The organism is Clostridium aceticum (assembly GCF_001042715.1).
Classification (GTDB): Bacteria; Bacillota; Clostridia; order Peptostreptococcales; family Natronincolaceae; genus Andreesenella; species Andreesenella acetica.
The window spans coordinates 3,929,243-3,947,828 of sequence record NZ_CP009687.1 but is presented as its reverse complement, the minus strand read 5'-3'; the positions used below and the strand labels follow the sequence as shown (position 1 = coordinate 3,947,828).

17 protein-coding genes are annotated in these 18,586 nt (G+C 36.4%); 11 read left to right on the top strand and 6 right to left on the bottom strand.

Translation table 11 applies throughout. From position 1 onward, the window contains the following. Positions 1-8 precede the first annotated feature (8 nt). The gene (locus CACET_RS18175; RefSeq protein WP_044825504.1) at positions 9-1,187 is read left to right on the top strand and encodes an AI-2E family transporter; all 1,179 of its coding nucleotides are present in this window, start codon (positions 9-11) and stop codon (positions 1,185-1,187) included. A gap of 97 nt (positions 1,188-1,284) precedes the next feature. Next, complete coding sequence (gene splB, locus CACET_RS18170) at positions 1,285-2,310, top strand: spore photoproduct lyase (RefSeq protein WP_044825503.1); 1,026 nt, start codon at positions 1,285-1,287, stop codon at positions 2,308-2,310. A gap of 79 nt (positions 2,311-2,389) precedes the next feature. On the opposite strand, the gene asrC is transcribed toward splB, so the two are convergent. From asrC to asrA, 3 genes are read right to left on the bottom strand one after another with little or no spacing between them, the layout of a single operon-like run. Then, the gene (asrC, locus tag CACET_RS18165; protein WP_044825502.1) at positions 2,390-3,385 is read right to left on the bottom strand and encodes a sulfite reductase subunit C; all 996 of its coding nucleotides are present in this window, start codon (positions 3,383-3,385) and stop codon (positions 2,390-2,392) included. Positions 3,386-3,396: 11 nt separating this feature from the next. After that, a complete protein-coding gene (gene asrB / locus CACET_RS18160; RefSeq protein WP_044825501.1) occupies positions 3,397-4,185 on the bottom strand; it encodes an anaerobic sulfite reductase subunit AsrB in 789 nt (262 codons plus the stop codon). After that, on the bottom strand, positions 4,186-5,193 hold the full coding sequence (gene asrA, locus CACET_RS18155; RefSeq protein WP_044825500.1) for an anaerobic sulfite reductase subunit AsrA: 1,008 nt from the start codon (positions 5,191-5,193) through the stop codon (positions 4,186-4,188). It lies immediately after the preceding gene. Positions 5,194-5,713: 520 nt separating this feature from the next. Here asrA and CACET_RS18150 point away from each other — a divergent pair. Further along, positions 5,714-6,049, top strand: coding sequence for a hypothetical protein (locus CACET_RS18150; RefSeq protein ID WP_052661499.1), 336 nt, complete (start codon positions 5,714-5,716; stop codon positions 6,047-6,049). Between the two features lie 85 nt (positions 6,050-6,134). Here CACET_RS18150 and CACET_RS18145 read toward each other — a convergent pair whose 3' ends face one another. Then, a complete protein-coding gene (locus CACET_RS18145; protein ID WP_044825499.1) occupies positions 6,135-7,748 on the bottom strand; it encodes a putative manganese-dependent inorganic diphosphatase in 1,614 nt (537 codons plus the stop codon). Between the two features lie 349 nt (positions 7,749-8,097). Between CACET_RS18145 and CACET_RS18140 the strand changes: the two genes are divergently transcribed. The 7 genes from CACET_RS18140 to CACET_RS18110 all read left to right on the top strand — a co-directional run bounded on the left by CACET_RS18140 (position 8,098) and on the right by CACET_RS18110 (position 15,824). Next, positions 8,098-10,287, top strand: a complete 2,190-nt coding sequence (locus CACET_RS18140) for a methyl-accepting chemotaxis protein (protein ID WP_044825498.1) — start codon at positions 8,098-8,100, stop codon at positions 10,285-10,287. Between the two features lie 121 nt (positions 10,288-10,408). Next, on the top strand, positions 10,409-11,323 hold the full coding sequence (locus CACET_RS18135) for a PstS family phosphate ABC transporter substrate-binding protein (RefSeq protein ID WP_044825497.1): 915 nt from the start codon (positions 10,409-10,411) through the stop codon (positions 11,321-11,323). A gap of 456 nt (positions 11,324-11,779) precedes the next feature. Beyond that, a complete protein-coding gene (gene pstC / locus CACET_RS18130) occupies positions 11,780-12,718 on the top strand; it encodes a phosphate ABC transporter permease subunit PstC (protein ID WP_082058249.1) in 939 nt (312 codons plus the stop codon). Next, positions 12,719-13,564: a phosphate ABC transporter permease PstA gene (gene pstA, locus CACET_RS18125; protein ID WP_044825496.1), complete on the top strand. Its 846-nt coding sequence runs from the start codon at positions 12,719-12,721 to the stop codon at positions 13,562-13,564. It abuts the gene before it with no gap. 37 nt (positions 13,565-13,601) lie between these two features. After that, positions 13,602-14,354: a phosphate ABC transporter ATP-binding protein PstB gene (gene pstB, locus CACET_RS18120; protein WP_044825495.1), complete on the top strand. Its 753-nt coding sequence runs from the start codon at positions 13,602-13,604 to the stop codon at positions 14,352-14,354. 15 nt (positions 14,355-14,369) lie between these two features. Beyond that, entirely contained in the window at positions 14,370-15,020 is a 651-nt protein-coding gene (gene phoU / locus CACET_RS18115; RefSeq protein WP_044825494.1) for a phosphate signaling complex protein PhoU, read from the top strand. 186 nt (positions 15,021-15,206) lie between these two features. Further along, entirely contained in the window at positions 15,207-15,824 is a 618-nt protein-coding gene (locus CACET_RS18110; protein ID WP_048407557.1) for an FMN-binding protein, read from the top strand. A 96-nt stretch (positions 15,825-15,920) separates the two neighbouring features. Here CACET_RS18110 and nhaC read toward each other — a convergent pair whose 3' ends face one another. Continuing rightward, positions 15,921-17,336, bottom strand: coding sequence for a Na+/H+ antiporter NhaC (gene nhaC, locus CACET_RS18105; protein ID WP_341411039.1), 1,416 nt, complete (start codon positions 17,334-17,336; stop codon positions 15,921-15,923). A 486-nt stretch (positions 17,337-17,822) separates the two neighbouring features. Here nhaC and CACET_RS21255 point away from each other — a divergent pair, with 486 nt between their 5' ends. Then, on the top strand, positions 17,823-18,116 hold the full coding sequence (locus CACET_RS21255; protein WP_332925431.1) for an iron-sulfur cluster biosynthesis family protein: 294 nt from the start codon (positions 17,823-17,825) through the stop codon (positions 18,114-18,116). A gap of 44 nt (positions 18,117-18,160) precedes the next feature. On the opposite strand, the gene CACET_RS20765 is transcribed toward CACET_RS21255, so the two are convergent. After that, complete coding sequence (locus CACET_RS20765) at positions 18,161-18,331, bottom strand: hypothetical protein (protein ID WP_169747298.1); 171 nt, start codon at positions 18,329-18,331, stop codon at positions 18,161-18,163. Positions 18,332-18,586: the final 255 nt, after the last annotated feature.

Genomic DNA, 18,586 nt, shown 5'->3' with positions numbered 1-18,586 from the left:
TGGGTAGTATGAAGATTCAGTGGGATAGACAGTATTTAAAATATTCTCTGTATGCCAGCATTGCCATAATCTTGCCAATTGTATTTTTTCAGGTACTGGATAATATAGGGATTTTGCTGGGAAATATTTCTGGTAGTTTTGGTTGGGTAAGAAGAGTGCTTAGTCCCTTTATCATGGGTGGATTTATTGCATATATTTTAAATCCTGGTGTTAGATGGTTTGAAAAAAAGTTATACAGTGAGGTAAAATATATTAACGAAAGAAAAACACTTCATAGATTTGTAAGTATACTGACAGTATACGTCGTTTTATTGGGTTTTATTACCACGCTGCTGATCTTTGTGGTGCCACAAATTACTAACAATATACGGGAGATATTAAGAAGAGTCCCTGAATATGATAGAATCACAAGAAACTGGTTGGCAAACTGGGAAAATGATATGGGATTAGATAATTTATATAACATTGCAGAATACATCGAGAAAAATAGTAAGGACATTTTCGATACTGCCAGTCAAGTACTTGAGTACGTTTTAAATAATATCGTCACCAGTATTATGACGGTTACATCAGGAATTTTGAACTTTGTGTTGGCGATGATTATTTCCTTCTACATGTTGTCGGACAAAGAGTCCTTTAAAATTAGCAGTGAAAAATTTCTAAGAGCCATCATGAAGGATGAAACCGTTGATAGAATGAGGGAATTTGGCAAAGAAGCAGATGAACTCTTTGGGAAGTTTATCATAGGAAAATCTTTAGACTCCTTTATTATAGGTGTGCTTTGTTTGATTGGTCTAAGTATTATGAATATTCGCTATGGTCTTTTGTTAAGTACCATCATAGGAATCACCAATATGATCCCTTATTTTGGGCCTTTTATTGGAGGTGTACCAGTGGTAATTATTACCTTCTTCGATAGTCCTATGAAGGCCTTTTGGGTAACGCTATTTGTTTTAGGATTGCAGCAATTTGATGGATTGTTTCTAGGGCCTAAAATATTAGGAGACAGCGTGGGCTTAAGACCATTTTGGATTATCTTTGCTATCGTGGTAGGAGGGGGATTGTCAGGAGTATTGGGCATGTTCTTAGGGGTACCTATTTTTGCCATCATAAGACTAATGGTACTGCGATTTATTGATGAACAGTTGGAGAGGAAAAAGATAAAAAAATTGGATAATACTTTATAATCTGCATACAAAAAAACCTTCTATATATTTCTATAGAAGGTTTTTTGTATGGTTTTTGTTTCATGTGAAAAACTAAGAAAAAAAAGGAGGGATGACCTTGCAGCTTTGGACACCAGATCGTGTTTATTTTGAACCTTCTGCAAAGGAAACAAGTGTAGGAAAAAGAATTCTAGCCTTTTGTGAGGATAAAAATATTCCTATTTTGCACACTACTTCCCACAATCAAGTTAGAGGTTTACCAGGAAAGGATGAAAAAGGAAAGTATGCAGCTGCAAAAAAGACTTTGATTGTAGGGACAAAAAAGAGTATGCAATTAGAAGTATGCAAACCCTCTGCCCACTATCAATTTTCTCTTATGACCAATTGCCCTGGAAATTGTGAGTACTGTTATCTCTTTACAACACAAGGGAAGAAACCCTATGTTAGAGTATACGTTAACATGGAGCAGCTGTTTAATACAATAGACAAATATATAGAAAAGAGACTTCCTCATGCCACCATGTTTGAAGCCGCCAGCACCGGCGATCCTTTGGCAGTAGAACACATTACGGGAACCTTGAAGGATACAATAGAGCACTTTGGTACATTACACAGGGGAAGGCTTCGCGTAGTTACTAAGTTTAGCAATGTAGATCCTTTACTAGATGCGAAACATCATGGGCATACTCGCTTTAGGTTTAGCATTAACTCTAGTCACGTTATAAAAAACTTTGAGCATAATGTGGATGATTTAGAAGAGAGACTGAAGGCAGCAGAAAAGATAGCTAGAGCAGGGTACCCTCTAGGCTTTATCATTGCCCCTATTATATTGCATGAAAACTGGAAAAAGGGTTATAGTGAAATGATGGAAAAGCTACACAACTATCTTAGTTTCAAGGAAAAAAGTACGATTACCTTTGAATTAATTCAACACCGATTTACTATGAATGCAAAAAAAATCATAGAAGAACGCTTTCCAAACACCAACCTAGAAATGAATCCCTACAGAAGAGCGAAAAAGTGGGGGAAGTATGGAAGGGTAAAATATGTTTATAAAAAGGAAGAAGCGATAGAGGCGAAAGAGTACATTGAGAAACTCATCAAAAAGCACTTTCCCTACAGCCATATACAATATTTTACGTAAAGCTTTGATATTGTAGTTTTGGGAGAAAATACAAAGATGACAATAGCTAAGGGGGAAGCTGTTGTCACCTTTTAAGAAATTACCCAAGATCTAAATTGTTATCATATTTATATCCACGAAACTCTATATATTTTGTGACCTTAGCCTTGGGAGTTAAAGTAACACCCTTGAGGGCGTACTCTTTAAACACCTGATAACCTGCTCTGTCTACAATATAACCTATATGCTCCTTGCCTAAAGGAGCCTCTTGATCAATATAGGCTTCAATAAAATCATAGGTATTGGTAATGATTTTTACCACGGTTTCCTCATTAACCCACTGTAAAAAGGTTTCTGCTAGACGGGGATTTTTCTTTCCTGTTCTACCCATAATTACTACTCTAAAAAACTTTTCAGGGTTTCTGGACCACGCTGAAGTGGGACATTTTAAAATACATTCTCCGCAGCCGAGACAACGGTTTTCATCTCTTTCAACTTTTTCGTTAAACATCTCCAATGCTCCTGTAACGCGTTTTTTGCAATTTTTTACGCAGGAACCACAACTAACGCATCGATGTGCATGATACACTGGTTCTACTTGACCAATGATACCAAAATCCTGCATATGTGCCTTGATGCAATCATTAGGGCAGCCGGTACAGGCAATTTTTACATGACGATGATTAGGAAAGATTTCCTTTTCGATTTTAATAGCAAGGGCTGTAGTATTGTAATTAGCAAAGGGACATACCTTATTTCCAATACAGGCGGATACATTTCTCGTGCCAGCAGCGGGATAGCCTTCGGCAGGGTTTTCGATGGCAACACCATAGTCCAGCTCTAGCCCTTTAATAATAGGGGCTATTTTTTCATTGATTTCTGGGATTTTGTCAAAGGAAATACCTGGAATTTCAAATCCTTGTCGAATAGTAATATGAACTGTTCCATTGCCATACTGTTCAGCAATGTCTTTAATAATGTCAAAATACTTTACTTCTAAATGGCCTCCTGGTACCCGGATTCTTAAAGCAGTTTTACCTCGTTCCTTTGTTACACGATAAGCATTTTTTTTAATATTTTTAGTGTGTACAGACATAACTTTACCTCCTAATCCATTAATTGCTTTGCCTTTGTATAGTTAAAAACAGGACCTTCAAGACAAACATAGGTTTCATCAATTTTACAATGACCGCACTTTCCAATACCACAACTCATTTTCCTCTCAAAGGATACCCATATCTTTTCTTCAGGAACCTTTTCTAAAAAGGCTAGGGATGTAAACTTCATCATTGGGGGAGGACCAACGATAATAACTTCAGAATTTTCTTCTATAGAAATTTCAGGGACATATTTTGTAATAAGACCGACATTGCCCTGCCAATCGTCTTCCTCTTGGTCTATAGTTAGTAAAACACGAAAATTTTCCTTCTGTTGCCACATTTTAATTTCATCTAAAAATAAGATATCTTTGCTGCTCTTGAAGCCTATGAGAAGGTCCAACTGTTGTATGGCATGGGAATGATGATAAAAATAATTAATAATGCTTTTTACAGGGGCTAGACCCGTTCCTCCAGCTGCAAGGATAAGATGCTTATGTTTGTAGTTCTCCAAATCAAAGCCATTTCCATAGGGCCCCCGCAGGTATAAAAAATCTCCAGGCTTTAGCGTGTTAAGATAATTGGTGACTTTGCCAACATTTCTAATGGTCATGTCTATATAGCCTTCTCCAAAATCGCTGATGGAGATAGGCGCTTCCCCTATACCAGGGATGGAAATTTCTACAAATTGACCACCTATGGGAGTTTTATCATAAGCCACTCGATAAGTATAGTCTACAGCGGTTTGGGGTGTAATCCCTATAATTTTATGTTTATGGGGTAGATAACAATTTTCCATCTATTGTCCCTCCTCTAATGCTTCTGTAACTTTATTGATACATTTTGAAAAAGATATATATTCAGGACAGGCATCATCGCAACGGCCACAGCCAATACACATAGACATTCCATTTCGCTTTTTAAAGTCATAGATTTTATGCATGGTTTTAAATCTCATGCGATCTCCGTAGTTTTTTCTAAACCCATGACCACCAGCCATGTCAGTAAAACCATCTACATGACATCCTGCCCATACTCTTCTTCGCTCCCCTTGGTGAGGGTTATCTTGATAAGAAATATCCTGCATTGTCCAGCAGCTACAGGAGATACATACAAAATTACAACGACCACAGGCGATGCATCTTTCGCTATATTCCTTCCATAAGGATGAGTCAAAAAATTCTGGAGTGATTTTTTCAGTGGGGGGTAACTTTACTTCTAATTTATTTTTTTCTATAAATTCAGGTTGAAAATCTATTTGTTTTTCCTCCTTAAAGTAGTGCAATAAATCATCATCTTTTAGGTCTATGGAAATATTTTCATCGAAACGAATAGCTGCTGTATATAAGTCGGTTTTGTTGGCCTCCATAGAAACGCAAAAACAACCGTCAAAACCTGTAGTACATTCTATCATGAAAAACTTTATTTTGTTTCGCAGTTTTTCATAGTAAACATCTCTAATATTACCATTTTGTAAAAAAACCTGGTCTAGTTTCAAAATGCCATGGATATCGCAGGGTCTTAAAAAAACAATGATTCCTTCGCTAGATGTGTTAGCTTCTATGACTTCATCCTGTAGAAAGTAGAGCAGGGTTTGGCGAATAGGGTGCAGCACTTCTTTTGGAGAAAAGTGAGACTTTTCATCTAAAACAATTTCCTCAACCTGCTTAATTTCATCATAGCGGATGACATCCGTATCAGAGAACCTTCCTTCCCCTTTAAATCCTACAGGGGCATAAATTTTATAGGACTTACTTAAGGATGCTAGTGTTTTGTTAAAAGCTTCTCTTGTCATGGTATATCCCATTACTTCAACCTCCTTTATTTTAAATAAGCGTTTACATCATAAGCGTTAACTTAATACAATTACTTCCAAAATCCTCTCATACTGTCATCCTTCAACTCCGCTTTGCTCCCCTCAGAATGACAAACTATGATTTAAGTTAACGGCAATGATAGAGCTAGAAAAAAGAAAAAACGCTACATATCTTGTTAATAAAATAACATGAAAAGGGAGGCTTTACTGTGATGATTATCACGAAGTGGTAAGAATTTTTAAAAAATTTAGTGTTAGATTGTTAAAGGTGAATAGCTTTTTTAACAAAATAGCTGAAGTATTATTTACAAGACACAATTCTTAGAAAAGTTAATATAATACTAATATACACTGAAAGAGGTGATAGCCCTCAATGAAGGATTTTCAACGTAACTTTCTTATGATTATTGTATTTATTCTTGCATTTCGTTTTGCTACAGGGAGAGCGGTACCACAGCCAGGACTACAACCACCAATTGTTATTCCAATATAGGTGCATAGGAGGGGTGTTATGTTTTCTTCTGAACAAATCGATGATATGGTAAAGAAGTTAAAGATGCAGTTAAAAGCTGATGAAAAAAATAAGAGTCTTCAACCCTTTGACAAAGAAGATTGTCAGGAGAGGATAAACTTAACACCCTCTCAAATCTTGACTATTTTAGCACTTTTGGCTGGGACACTAGATGTGACCTCAGTTGTTTTTGATAGAGATCAAAGCGTTCAAATTGTCCTTTCAGGCACCCTGCAAAAAGAAGAAGAAGAAAACGAACTGGAAAAGCTCATAGGCCATCTGGGTGCCATGCCTTTTGATCAAGTAATGAAGGCGATGCTGTCTAAATTTCGATAGAAATATATTAAGAAATGTAATGAGAAAAGCAATGAAAATAGACCTCCATCAAGGTGAATAAGAGGTCTATTAAAGGATTTTAGATTTATTTTATTAAATGGATGGCTTCCAGCAATCTAGGGATAACTTGCTTTTTTCTAGAAACAATGTTTTCTACAAAAATTCCTTGAAGCCCTTCCACATGAAATGCAGAGGAGATAAGATGATTGTTTTTACACTGAAATAAAATATAAGAACCTTCCTTGAGAATATCTGTAATCAGTAACAAAGTAATATCATAGTTATTATTCTTATGGGTACGCTCCATAAAATCAATGAAGGAGTCTTTTCTATTGAAAACATCCTCAATATCTAAGGTAAATACTTGGCTAATACCAGTTTTATAGGTTTCTAGATTGAATTCTTTAAAATCTTTATAGAAAATTTGTTCGATACTCTGACCCTCTAGGGAAGTTCCTGTTTTAAACATCTCCATAGCAAAGGTTTCAATATCCATGTGGAGAATTTTATTTAATTCCTCCACTGCTCTTCGGTCCATATCTGTTGTAGTAGGTGACTTAAACAGTAGGGTATCAGAGATAATACCTGCCATAAGCACCCCTGCCATCGCCTTGTGTATTTCTATATTAAAGTCTCTAAACATCCAGTAAACGATGGTACAGGTACTGCCTACTGCATTATTACGAAAATTAATAGGCATAGAAGTAGAGATATCTCCTAGTTTATGATGATCAACAATTTCCAATATTTCTGATTCCTCTAGTCCCTCCGCACTCTGACGATACTCATTATGATCTACTAAGATAGTTTTTTTCCTTTGAGGATTAAGAATATGCTTTTTATTAATAAAGCCTAAGAAAGTATTTTGATGATCTACGATAGGGTAATTTCTAAAATGTGTATTAATAATCTCTTCTTTGATCTCTTCTAAGTAGTCTTCTTCATAAAACTTAATAATATTTTTTGTCCTCATAATAGTAGACACATCATTACATTGATTAATCACTTTTGACACATAGTAGGTATCCATAGGAACAGAAAGAAGGGTAACTTTTTTTTCCTGTGCCATAGCAATATATTTTTCAGGAAGTACTTTACCGCCTGTTATAACGATTAATTGTACTTTTGATTGGATAGCGGATTCAATGACATCATAGGTATCCCCTACAATAATGATATCCTCTTCCCCTAAGGACCCAGCGATGGTTTTATAGTAATAAGTGATAACAGAAATCTTTCCATCAAAATAGTCACGATCTCCTGTTAAAACCTCTCCCTTTAAGGCAGCCACAAGGTTTTCTAAAGAACTTTGTAAATGATAGAAGTCCCCTTTGATTAATCCCATAGCAATATCCTTCATGCTAACGATCCCTAGCAGTTTATGATTCTCATCTACAACAGCTACTGTTTGAAGCTGCTCCTTCTCCATTAACTTATAGATAGATAGAATACAATTATCTCCCGAAACCCCCTCATCAAAACTATATTTTAAATCTTTTACCTGTACCTTTACATTATCAATCAGTTTAGGGGTTGGAAGACCAAAATAATTTAATACATAACTGGTCTCCTTATTCACTTCTCCCAAAACACAAGGAATTGTATCAAAACCCAGCTTGTTTTTCAGATGGGAAAAGGCAATGGCTGAAGAAACAGAGTCGGTATCGGGATTTTTATGACCAAAAACAAAAATAGACATATGTAATTCTCCTTAATATTTTTATATTTATTTATTATGATAGGCGTTAACTCAACACAATTACTTCCAAAACCCTCTCGAGCTGTCATCCTTCCCCTTCACTTTACTCCCCTCAGGGTGACAAATTATGGTTTAAGTTAACAGGAATAATTGCACTACTACTACAAAGTATTATACCAAAAAAGCATGAAAAAATAATCCTTGCTGCTAAATATCTTATAGCAGAAGAAAAAAGCATATGATGAAAGTTAACAGAAACTTAACGTGAACTTAATCTGTTAATAAAAGTTAAAACATATAGTGGTATTTGGAATAAAGTAGAAAATTTCATTCGTAAAGGGGACGTGTTATGAAATTTAAAATTGCAACAAAGCTAATGGCAGTTTTTTTAATCCTATGCACCTTACCTACTTTCGTATTAGGAACCTATGCTTATAGGGCAAGTTTTAAAGCTTTACAGGAGGGAGAGGTACAAAAATACAATATTTTATTGCAGGGTATTGTAGGAAATACAAGAACTACATTACAGGATACGGAGTTTTTATTGAAAAACCTTTCTGCTAATGCCTCCTTTACCCACGTGTTGGAAAGCTATAACCAAGGGAGGGAAGTGGAAGATGAGATTGCCTTAAAGGAGAGTAATCAAATATTGAGAAAGATTTATGTAGATTCTATGGGATACTATGAGAGCATTTTCATTGTGGGGCTGGATGGAAATATTGTTGTAGACAGCTTAGGGCGAACTGGTTATAGTTTAGGAATCGAGGATTTACAGTTTGCTAAAGATGCCATGACTAAGAAAGGTTTTATCATGAGTGATGTTTATCTTTCTTCCTTAAGCCAAACTGGGGTTAAAATACCTACTTTATCTATGGCATACCCTATTATGCATCAAACGGGCCAGGTCTTAGGAGCTATAGCGATTACCTTCGATTTTGCCAATTTTGATAGGGTAGTAAGAAACACAGAGATAGGAGAGGCTGGTTATGGTTTTATCATCAACACAAAAGGAGAAATGCTGAGCCATCCAGATGCAAAGATGCTGATGGAAGAGGGAGAAGATGCTATAAGTCTATCTATTTTGGAGCATATAGCACAAGAACAAACCTATGGTTTTCAACAGATTTCTATAGAAGGTAATAGGTGGAGCTATTTTTATCACTGGGTACCTTCAACAGACTGGGTGATTGCCTTTACACTTCCAGAAAAAGAGTACTTAAGTGTAGCACAAGAAATCAGAAACAATACCCTTTTGATTATTTTAATTGCTGTTATGATGGCTATTGGGTTATCCACCGTCTTTGTTAGAAGACAGTTTATTAGGTATATAAACGAGATGGTAAAGGTAATGAAAAAAATAGCTGAAGGAGATTTTACTATATTTGCCCACTGCAATTCTAAGGATGAATTTGAAGACTTATCCAACAGTATCAATGGCATGGTGACATCACAAAGACAGGTATTGGAAAAGCTTTCTACTACTACAAGAAATCTACATGAGGCTGAAGAGCAGATGCTAGAAACCAGTGACTATGCAGAGCATTACATGGAGGAAATCGCCGCTACAGCCCAACAGTTTTTATCTACTGCAGAGGAAAGCCGCAATGTTGTTTGCAACATCCAACAAGCTATTTACGGTGTGACAAAACAAGCAGAAGAAGTGGAAAACATGAGTGTAGATGCAGTAGCAGAAGGGGTCAAAGCGAGACAGTCTATAAAAGCAGGACTTGAAGCTACAGAAAAAGCAGTAGAAGGAATTGTGGAGATTGATCATGCTATAGAAATGACGGTGAAGGATGTATTGACGCTGGTAGAAGACTCTAAGAAAATCCGACAATTTGTAGACTATATTAAGAAAATAGCCAAGGATACAAACTTATTAGCTTTAAATGCATCTATTGAAGCAGCTAGAGCAGGGCAAGAGGGTAGGGGGTTTGCTGTAGTTGCACAGGAGGTAAGAAAGTTATCTGAGCAAAGTAATGAAACTGCCATTGAGATAACAGCGGTTGTTGCTGATATATTAAATAAGGTGCAGGATGTTCGTAACAAAATTCACTATGCACAGCAACAGTCTATAGAAGGGAAAAAAGCTTCAAACTATGCAAAGCAAAGCTTTAATACTATATATCAATCCATTGAAGCAGTAGGTGAGATGACTTCTAAAAATAATGAAGCGGCAAAAAAACAGGTTTTAGGTATTGAAGCAGTCAATGAGTATATGAAAAAAATCGAAGAAATGATTTATTACACGGTGGAAGGAGCAAAACAGATTGCAGAGGGTACACAACAACAATCCAATACAATGCATAATATCACCCATGTAAGTAATGAATTGAGGGATATGGCTACTGAACTAACCTCCATTGTTTCATGCTTTAAAATAAGTGATGAAGAAAAAGAAGAGTCATCCGTAGACGAAGACCAGGGACTTTCTAATGAAAGCGTAGAAAGGTTACAAGAAGAGCTAGAACTAGAAATCATTCCTTCAACAATGGAAGAAATAGATGAAGAAAAATTGGAAGAAGAGAAAATCGCTTAACATAAACATAACATTCCATTAACTTTTCCTTAACCATAGGAAAAGCAATAAGCAATATAATAGTTTATGTAGTTGAGACCAAAGGTCTAAAAAATTAGGAAGATTGAAAGGGGAATAGGTAATGAAAAAAATAGCTTTATTACTAGTAGTAGTAATGATAGCAGCAGTTGCACTTGTTGGATGTGGAGGCAGTCAATCACAGGAACCAGCCAACACCACCAATGGAGATCAAGCTTCAAACGAGACAAACACATCTAATGATGTAGATTTTAGTAAATTAGTACAAGTTCGTGGATCTGATACTATGGTAAACTTAGGGCAGCAATGGGCAGAAGAGTTTATGGACCAATACCCTGAAGCACAAATCGCTGTCACAGGTGGGGGTTCAGGAACAGGAATTGCAGCTATTATCAATGGCACCGCTGATATGGCACAATCTTCTAGAAAAATGAAAAATGAAGAGATGGACCAAGCAAAGGCAAATGGCTTTGAGTTAAAGGAATTTATAACTGGGACAGACGGTATTGCTATTGCAGTACACAAGGACAACGAAATCGAAAGCTTAACCTTAGAAAATTTAAAAGACATCTTTACAGGGGAGATTACTAACTGGAAGGAAGTAGGGGGCAAAGATGCAGCCATCACCCTGTACTCAAGAGAATCTAACTCTGGTACTTATGCCTTTTTCAAGGAGTTTGTATTAAAGGATGAAGAATACGCAGCACATTCAAATCTAATGCCTTCAACCCAAGCGATCGTAGAAGGATTAAAGCAAGATGTTAATGGTATTGGATATATCGGCTTAGCTTATCTTAGTGGAGATATAAAGGCTGTACCAGTAGCAAAAGAAGCAGGAAGCGAAGCGATTTTACCATCTTTACAAACAGTACAAGGTGGAAGCTATCCAGTAGCAAGACCGTTATTTGTTTATACAGCAGGAGAACCAACTGGTGTTATGAAATTATACATGGACTTTATCATGGGTACAGAAGGTCAAAGAATTGTTGAAGAAGTAGGATTTATACCAAATAACTAAGAAGCATAACAGAGGATTTGTTAGAGGATGGTTAGTGTGCTAACTATAGATAACGAATTTTATACCTTAACAAAATGCGCCCTCCTGCGGTTTCAGAAATGAACAATGTTAGCAATTCATTCCAGTGAAAAATCCTAAAATTTGCAAACTCGCTACCGCTCAAACATGCAAATTTCTTTACGGATTTTTCACTTACATGAATTGAACATTGTAGTCATTTCCTGCAAATGCATACGGTCTGCATTTTGTTAAGCTTTGTAGTTGGTTATCTGTATCCTCCTATCCTTATATTTTATCAATAATTTGTTTCTACTATTTTCTATGGGGATAGAAAAGATAGGACAATTTTTAAGATTAAATGATGTGGAGATTTTAGGCTGTAAATGTAGTTCTTAGTATATTAAAGGGATTAGAGAAATAGCTTTAGTATCCTTTAATGATTGAAAGGTGGTTAGCATGAGGGAAGCAACTGTAAAGGTAAAAGAAATGAAGCATGAAAAGAGCCTTAAAAAAGGCATTAAACATAGATTAGGAGAGTTTTTCATTGAAAATGTGATTATGTTTATGGGGGTTACATCTGTCGTTATTGTTGCTTTAATCTTCTTTTTTCTATTTAGATCAGGTGTAATGCTTTTTAAAGATGTCACTTTAAAAGAATTTTTATTTGGGAGAAGCTGGTTTCCTATATCAGTGAATCCTCAATATGGCATCTTACCATTGGTGGCAGGGTCACTCATGGTAACTTTGGGAGCTATCTTTATTTCCGTCCCCATAGGTATCGGTTGTGCCATCTATATTGCTGAGGTGGCACCACCGAAAATAAAGACGGGTTTGAAGGTGATTATAGAATTTTTATCTGCGATTCCTTCTGTAGTACTGGGCTTTCTTGGAATTGTAGTACTATCCAATTGGGTAAGGATTACCTTTTCTTTATCCTCAGGATTCACTGTGCTAACTGGATCTATTTTAGTTTCTCTTATGGCATTGCCTACTATTATTAGTATTTCTGATGACGCTATAAGTGCATTACCAAAGGAATATAAAGAAGCCTCTCTTGCTCTTGGAGCGACAAAGTGGGAAACCATCAAGCATGTTTTAGTCCCTGCTGCTTCATCAGGAATTATTGCAGCAGTGATGCTGGGGGTTGGTCGTGCTATCGGTGAAACCATGACAGTCATGATGGTAACAGGTAATGCAGCCCAAATACCAGATTCTTTTCTGGTTTCAGGAAGGACTATGACAGCCACCATTGCAGCAGAAATGGGGGATACAGTAAGGAACGGTACCCATTACCATGCGTTATTTGCAGTAGGAATTGTGCTGTTGTTTATGACAACTACCATCAATCTTATAGCAGACGCCGTTCTTTCTAAAGCTAAGAGGGAGGGAATGTAAATGACAAAACAAATGAGAGAAAAGCTTGCTTTTGGCGTATTGACCCTCACCATGCTATTGGTAGTCGTCCCTACGTTGTTGATTATAGGCTACATTATCTACAAAGGAATAGGTGGCATCAGTTGGGAGTTTATTACTGGGATGCCCCGTAAAGGTATGCGAGAGGGAGGGATTTTTCCAGCGATTGTTGGTACCATTTACCTAGTGCTGGGTACCATCAGTATTGCCTTGCCGCTAGGGATTGGTTCTGCTATTTACCTAACAGAATATGCAGCCCATGGAAAGATCTATAGACTTATCCGGTTAGCGATACTAAATTTAGCAGGGGTACCCTCTGTTGTATATGGATTATTCGGTTTAGGCTTATTTGTACTATTTTTAGGTTTGGGTTCTTCGATTTTGGCGGGAGCATTAACCCTAGCTTGTCTTATTCTCCCTATTGTTATTACAGCATCAGAAGAGGCTCTTAAAAGTGTTCCCAAAAGTTATCGTGAAGCATCCTTAGCTTTAGGGGCTACAAAGTGGCAGACGATAAAAAATGTTGTACTGCCTCATGCGATGCCAGGGATTTTAACTGGAGCTATTTTAGGGATCGGTAGGGCAGCTGGAGAAACAGCACCTATCCTTTTGACAGTGGCGGCCTTTTTCCTGCCAAGACTACCAAAGTCTATATTTGATCAAGCAATGGCATTGCCTTATCACCTATACATTATATCAACCCAAGTGCCTAATATGCCAGAAGAAGTCAAATACGGAACAGCATTGGTGTTATTAAGCATTATCTCTATATTTTTTATGATTGCCACCACCATAAGGATAAAATTTAAAAAGGTGAATAGAGCTTAGAGAAAACAAATCAACCCTAGAAGCTGGAGGAATTTTCATGTCTAAACTATCTGTAAGGGATTTAAACTTATATTACAGTGATTTTCAAGCCCTTAAAAATATTTCTTTAAATATAGAGGCGAAAAAGGTAACAGCCTTTATCGGTCCCTCGGGCTGTGGTAAATCCACTTTTTTAAGGACATTAAACCGTATGAATGATTTAATAGAAGATGTTCACATAGAGGGTTCGGTGTATTTAGAGGATCAGGATATCTATAAGGAGGATGTAGATGTCGTTGCTTTAAGAAGAAGAATTGGTATGGTATTTCAAAAGCCCAATCCTTTTCCTAAGTCAGTTTATGAGAATGTGGCCTATGGTCCTAGACGATATGGCATGAAGGATAAAAAGGAATTAGATAGCATTGTTGAAAGAAGTTTGAAAGAAGCTGCCCTATGGGAAGAAGTAAAGGATCGGTTAAATAAGTCAGCCTTAGGTTTATCAGGAGGTCAGCAACAAAGGTTGTGCATAGCCAGAGCTTTAGCTATGAAGCCAGAAGTGCTGTTGATGGATGAACCTACCTCTGCCCTTGATCCCATTGCAACTGCAAAAATTGAAGAACTAATCATGGACTTAAAAGAGAATTACACAATTATTATTGTTACCCATTCTATGCAGCAAGCTGCAAGAATTTCTGACAATACAGCTTTTTTCCTAATGGGGGATTTAGTTGAGGTAGATAAAACGCAAGCTATCTTTACTACCCCAAGAGATAAAAGAACAGAGGATTATATTACAGGAAGATTTGGTTAGAGGAAGGAGAGGTATATGAGAAGCAATTATTTTCAACAGTTGAAGGAATTAAATATTTTGTTATTGAAAATGGGAGCTATGGTGCAGAATATTATTGAAACAGCGGTTCAAGGCTTGGCAAAACAAGATTTACAAATGGCTAGGCAGGTGTATGAATTGGATGATGCTATAGACGAGCTTGAACTAAAGATAGAGCAAGAGTGTATGTCTTTATTGGCTTTACAGCAGCCAATGGCAAAGGATTTAAGAGTAATAGGTACGATACTGAAAATTATTACAGATTTAGAGCGCATGGGGGACTATGCCGTAAACATTGCTAAAGTTACCTTAGATATTGGAGATACCCCTTTAATAAAACCTTTGATTGATATTCCTAAAATGGCTACACTGACGGAAAATATGGTAAAGAAAAGCTTAGATGCATTTATGAAGGCAGATGTTGATTTAGCAGAAGAAGTGGCTCATGATGACGAAGCAGTAGATCGGTTATATGAAGATATCTATATGGAACTAATCAATATGATGATAGAAAACCCAGAAATCATTCAACAGGCAACCCACCTGCTGTTTACTGGGAGATATTTAGAGCGGATTGCAGATCATGCCACCAACATTGGTGAAAGAATTATCTATATGAAAACTGGGAAAATAGTAAAAATCAACTAATTTTTTAAGAAATATAGTAGATGTAGGAAAAAAATTATTTCCTACATCTATATTTTTCTGCAAAAAGGGTAAATAATAGGATGACAAGAGGAGTTAACAACAATAATTGTTAATTAAAAATTATTTTAATTAACAGGAATTTATGTTATGATAGTAGATATAATAACAATCAGGAGGTGCATGACATTGTCAAAACAACAAAAAATTGCTATGGTAATCCTTCCATTATTAACAATTGCCATATTGTTTGGAGGAAATATCGTTTTTGGAGGTCCAGAAAGTCAGTTTTTAGAAGGTGTGGCAGAGGGTTATGGTGGAGAAATTAAGGTAAGGGTAGAAGTAGCAGAGGGAGAAATATTATCCGTGGATATCCTTGAGATCAATGATACTCCGGGTTTAGGTGATAATGCAGCAAGAAGAGTTGCGGATAGTATTATTGAAGCGCAATCAACAGAAGTGGATATTGTATCAGGTGCTACATTATCTAGTAAAGGGCTGATCAATGCAGTAGAGGATGCCTTAGCTAATGGACCAATAGCTTATCCTAATGGCTCCCATGAAGGAGAGGCAAAAGGATATGCAGGGGATATTAAAGTTCAAGTAAATGTAGTCAGCGAAAAAATTCAGTCTATAGAGATCGTAGAAATCAATGATACACCGGGACTAGGAGATACTGCTGCTGATACCATTAAGGAACGTATTATTGAGGCTCAATCAACAGAAGTAGATGTTGTGTCTGGTGCCACGTTGTCCAGTAGAGGAACGATAGAAGCTGTTAGAAATGCCTTAGGATTAGAGGAGTAGTTAAGTTTTTAAAATAAAGTGCAAATATAAAACCTCGAGAAGAATTCTCGAGGTTTTATATTTGCAAAAAGGAACCTTTAAGGTTCCTTTTAAAATCTAGTTAGATGTTACTGGTTTCTTCTCAGTCTCATCAAGTTTTGTGATGGTAAACCCAAGATAACCGTAAATGATGGCTATGATTGGTGTTAGGATATTCAAGAAAGCATAAGGTGCATAGGCAAATGGATGGATACCTAAAGTAGTCCACATATAGGCACCACAAGTGTTCCAAGGAATTAAGGGTGAAGTGATAGTACCAGCATCCTCCAAGGTTCTAGATAAAACCTTAGGATGAATTCCTCGCTTTGCATAAATTTCTTTATACATTCTACCAGGGATTACTAAAGACAAATACTGTTCTCCAGTTAATAAGTTTACAGCAATTCCTGTTAATATCGTAGAGAAGATCAAAGACCCTGTACTATTGGCAAGCTTCATAATAGCCTCACCAATTGCATTAAGCATACCTGTTTTTTCTAATATACCACCAAAGGACAATGCAATTAAAATTAAGGAAACTGTCCACATCATGCCGTCTAAACCACCACGACTTAATAAGTCATCCACGATTTCAACACCTGACTCCATACCAAAGCCATAGTGGGCTGCATCGATGATATCACCTAGACCAGCTCCCTGGAAGATTGCTGCAAAGATACCACCTACCAGTGTACCAGCAATTAAGCCCGGCAGAGCAGGAATCTTGAACATAACAATAATGATAACAAAAACCGGGGGTATTAATAATACCGGTGAAATCATAAAGTAGTCCGTCATAGTAGATAACATCAATTGGATGTTTTGCATATCCAATTCACGACCTGCATATCTAGCACCAATAACGCCATAAAGAATAAGTGCAATGATTAAGCTAGGCACTGTTGTATAAAACATGTGCTTAATATGATCGAATAAATCCGCGCCTGCCATAGCAGGAGCTAAGTTTGTTGTATCAGAAAGTGGTGACATTTTGTCTCCAAAATAAGCTCCAGAAATAATTGCACCCGCCACCATAGGGGCAGGAATATTTAAACCTTGACCAACACCTAGTAATGCAATCCCTACTGTACCAGCAGTAGTCCAGGAACTTCCTGTAGCTACAGAAACGATAGAACAAATAATAACAGTTGCCACAAGGAAAATCCCTGGCGATAACAATTGCAAACCGAAATAAATCATTGTAGGTACAGTACCACTTAAAATCCATGTACCAATTAGGGCACCGATGACCATTAAAATTAAACTGGCCTGCATCCCCATCTTGATGGTATCAATAATTCCTTCCTCTAATTCACCCCAAGTGTATCCCAACAGATAGATTGCCACAAGTGCTGCAACGATGATGGCCAAAATAAGTGGAATGTGAGGGTCTGCACCAAATTTAATAATAGATAAAGATAATATACCGATTAAAAAGGCAATGGGAATTAGTGCATGACTTAGAGTAGCTTGTTTTTTAGGTTTCATACTCATAAATTATCCTCCTTGTTAAAAATTTTTAAGCTTAATAGTGTATAAGATTACTTTATATAGTACAGGGCATTGCTTTGTTATGTTTTTTACCATATCACCTCTTTTCCTAAGAACGACATAGCTTTGTACTATCATATCATAAAATATCAGAAAATTCAAATCCATGTTGGATATTCCAGCGAGATTGAGAGACTTCTGTACTTTAAATAGATCCTTCTACGCATAAGGAAAATGAGGATTTTGTATAAATTCTAAGAAGACTTTTCATAGGGTCAGATATGATAAAGTTAGTTTTCATCCAGTCTGACGGTTTCTCTGACACAGTGGATGTAATGACTTAAATATACACAAAAACAATTATACTTGAAAATGAATAATAATTCAAACGCTTTATTTCATGTAAATATTGACTTTTTTGCTGGTGTTGCATATAATAATGTATACACCCCCCTTCTAAGGGGGTATATACTGGAGGAGGGGAAGGTCATGAAGATTACAGTAACTCAGACAGCAAAAGAAGAAATGCTGAAGCATCATGAAACAAATAAGGCACTACGTATATTTATCAGTGGTATTGGCTGAGGCGGCCCCAAACTTGGAGTGTCTCTGGAGGAGCCGAAGGATACAGATATTATAAAAAGTGTAGATGGCATACAATTTATTGTGGATCAACAGCTGCAGGGTCAGTTTATGCAGAAGGATTTGGTACTGGATTATACAAAAAGTTGGTTTGCAAAGGGTTTTGTCATAGGTCAAAAACATAGCAGCGGATGTTGTTAATCTAATAACAGAAAATAATTAACCCCCTTTTATGCAAAAGGGGGTTAATTATTTTCTGTAAAGGCAACGGCGAAGGTACTACCATCCTCTAATATTTTTAGAATTTGTAATTCACTGGCTCTGGAATAAAAAATTTCTATAAAGCAGTTACTGCAAAAATATCTAGACTTACTAAGTCTGCCTGTATCTTCGTTACCACAAATAGGACATCGCATTATATCCCTCCTAAAGTTTAATAGGATTTCCAATTAAAGTTAATTATATTGTATATTGTATAATTTTTTTTGCGTAAAAATTTAAAAACTATGTAAAGAAACAATATCCCAAAGCATAAAAAAAGTAAAAATCTTTACTTAAGGGAATAGTAAAAATAAAACTTTTCCTTATATTATAACGGATAAAAAATATTTTGACAAGCAAATATTTCTAAAAACAAACTATTTTGACTTGAAACTATTAACACAATAATT

Excerpts from the sequence above, each read along its gene's own strand:
- pstC (WP_082058249.1), top strand. The coding sequence starts at position 11,780 with ATGAGGGAAGCAACTGTAAAGGTAAAAGAAATGAAGCATGAAAAGAGC.
- pstA (WP_044825496.1), top strand. The coding sequence starts at position 12,719 with ATGACAAAACAAATGAGAGAAAAGCTTGCTTTTGGCGTATTGACCCTC.
- CACET_RS18145 (WP_044825499.1), bottom strand. The coding sequence starts at position 7,748 with ATGTCTATTTTTGTTTTTGGTCATAAAAATCCCGATACCGACTCTGTT.
- CACET_RS20765 (WP_169747298.1), bottom strand. The coding sequence starts at position 18,331 with ATGCGATGTCCTATTTGTGGTAACGAAGATACAGGCAGACTTAGTAAG.
- asrA (WP_044825500.1), bottom strand. The coding sequence starts at position 5,193 with ATGGGATATACCATGACAAGAGAAGCTTTTAACAAAACACTAGCATCC.
- nhaC (WP_341411039.1), bottom strand. The coding sequence starts at position 17,336 with ATGAGTATGAAACCTAAAAAACAAGCTACTCTAAGTCATGCACTAATT.
- CACET_RS18140 (WP_044825498.1), top strand. The coding sequence starts at position 8,098 with ATGAAATTTAAAATTGCAACAAAGCTAATGGCAGTTTTTTTAATCCTA.
- asrC (WP_044825502.1), bottom strand. The coding sequence starts at position 3,385 with ATGTCTGTACACACTAAAAATATTAAAAAAAATGCTTATCGTGTAACA.
- asrB (WP_044825501.1), bottom strand. The coding sequence starts at position 4,185 with ATGGAAAATTGTTATCTACCCCATAAACATAAAATTATAGGGATTACA.
- phoU (WP_044825494.1), top strand. The coding sequence starts at position 14,370 with ATGAGAAGCAATTATTTTCAACAGTTGAAGGAATTAAATATTTTGTTA.
- CACET_RS18135 (WP_044825497.1), top strand. The coding sequence starts at position 10,409 with ATGAAAAAAATAGCTTTATTACTAGTAGTAGTAATGATAGCAGCAGTT.
- CACET_RS18150 (WP_052661499.1), top strand. The coding sequence starts at position 5,714 with ATGTTTTCTTCTGAACAAATCGATGATATGGTAAAGAAGTTAAAGATG.
- CACET_RS18175 (WP_044825504.1), top strand. The coding sequence starts at position 9 with ATGAAGATTCAGTGGGATAGACAGTATTTAAAATATTCTCTGTATGCC.
- pstB (WP_044825495.1), top strand. The coding sequence starts at position 13,602 with ATGTCTAAACTATCTGTAAGGGATTTAAACTTATATTACAGTGATTTT.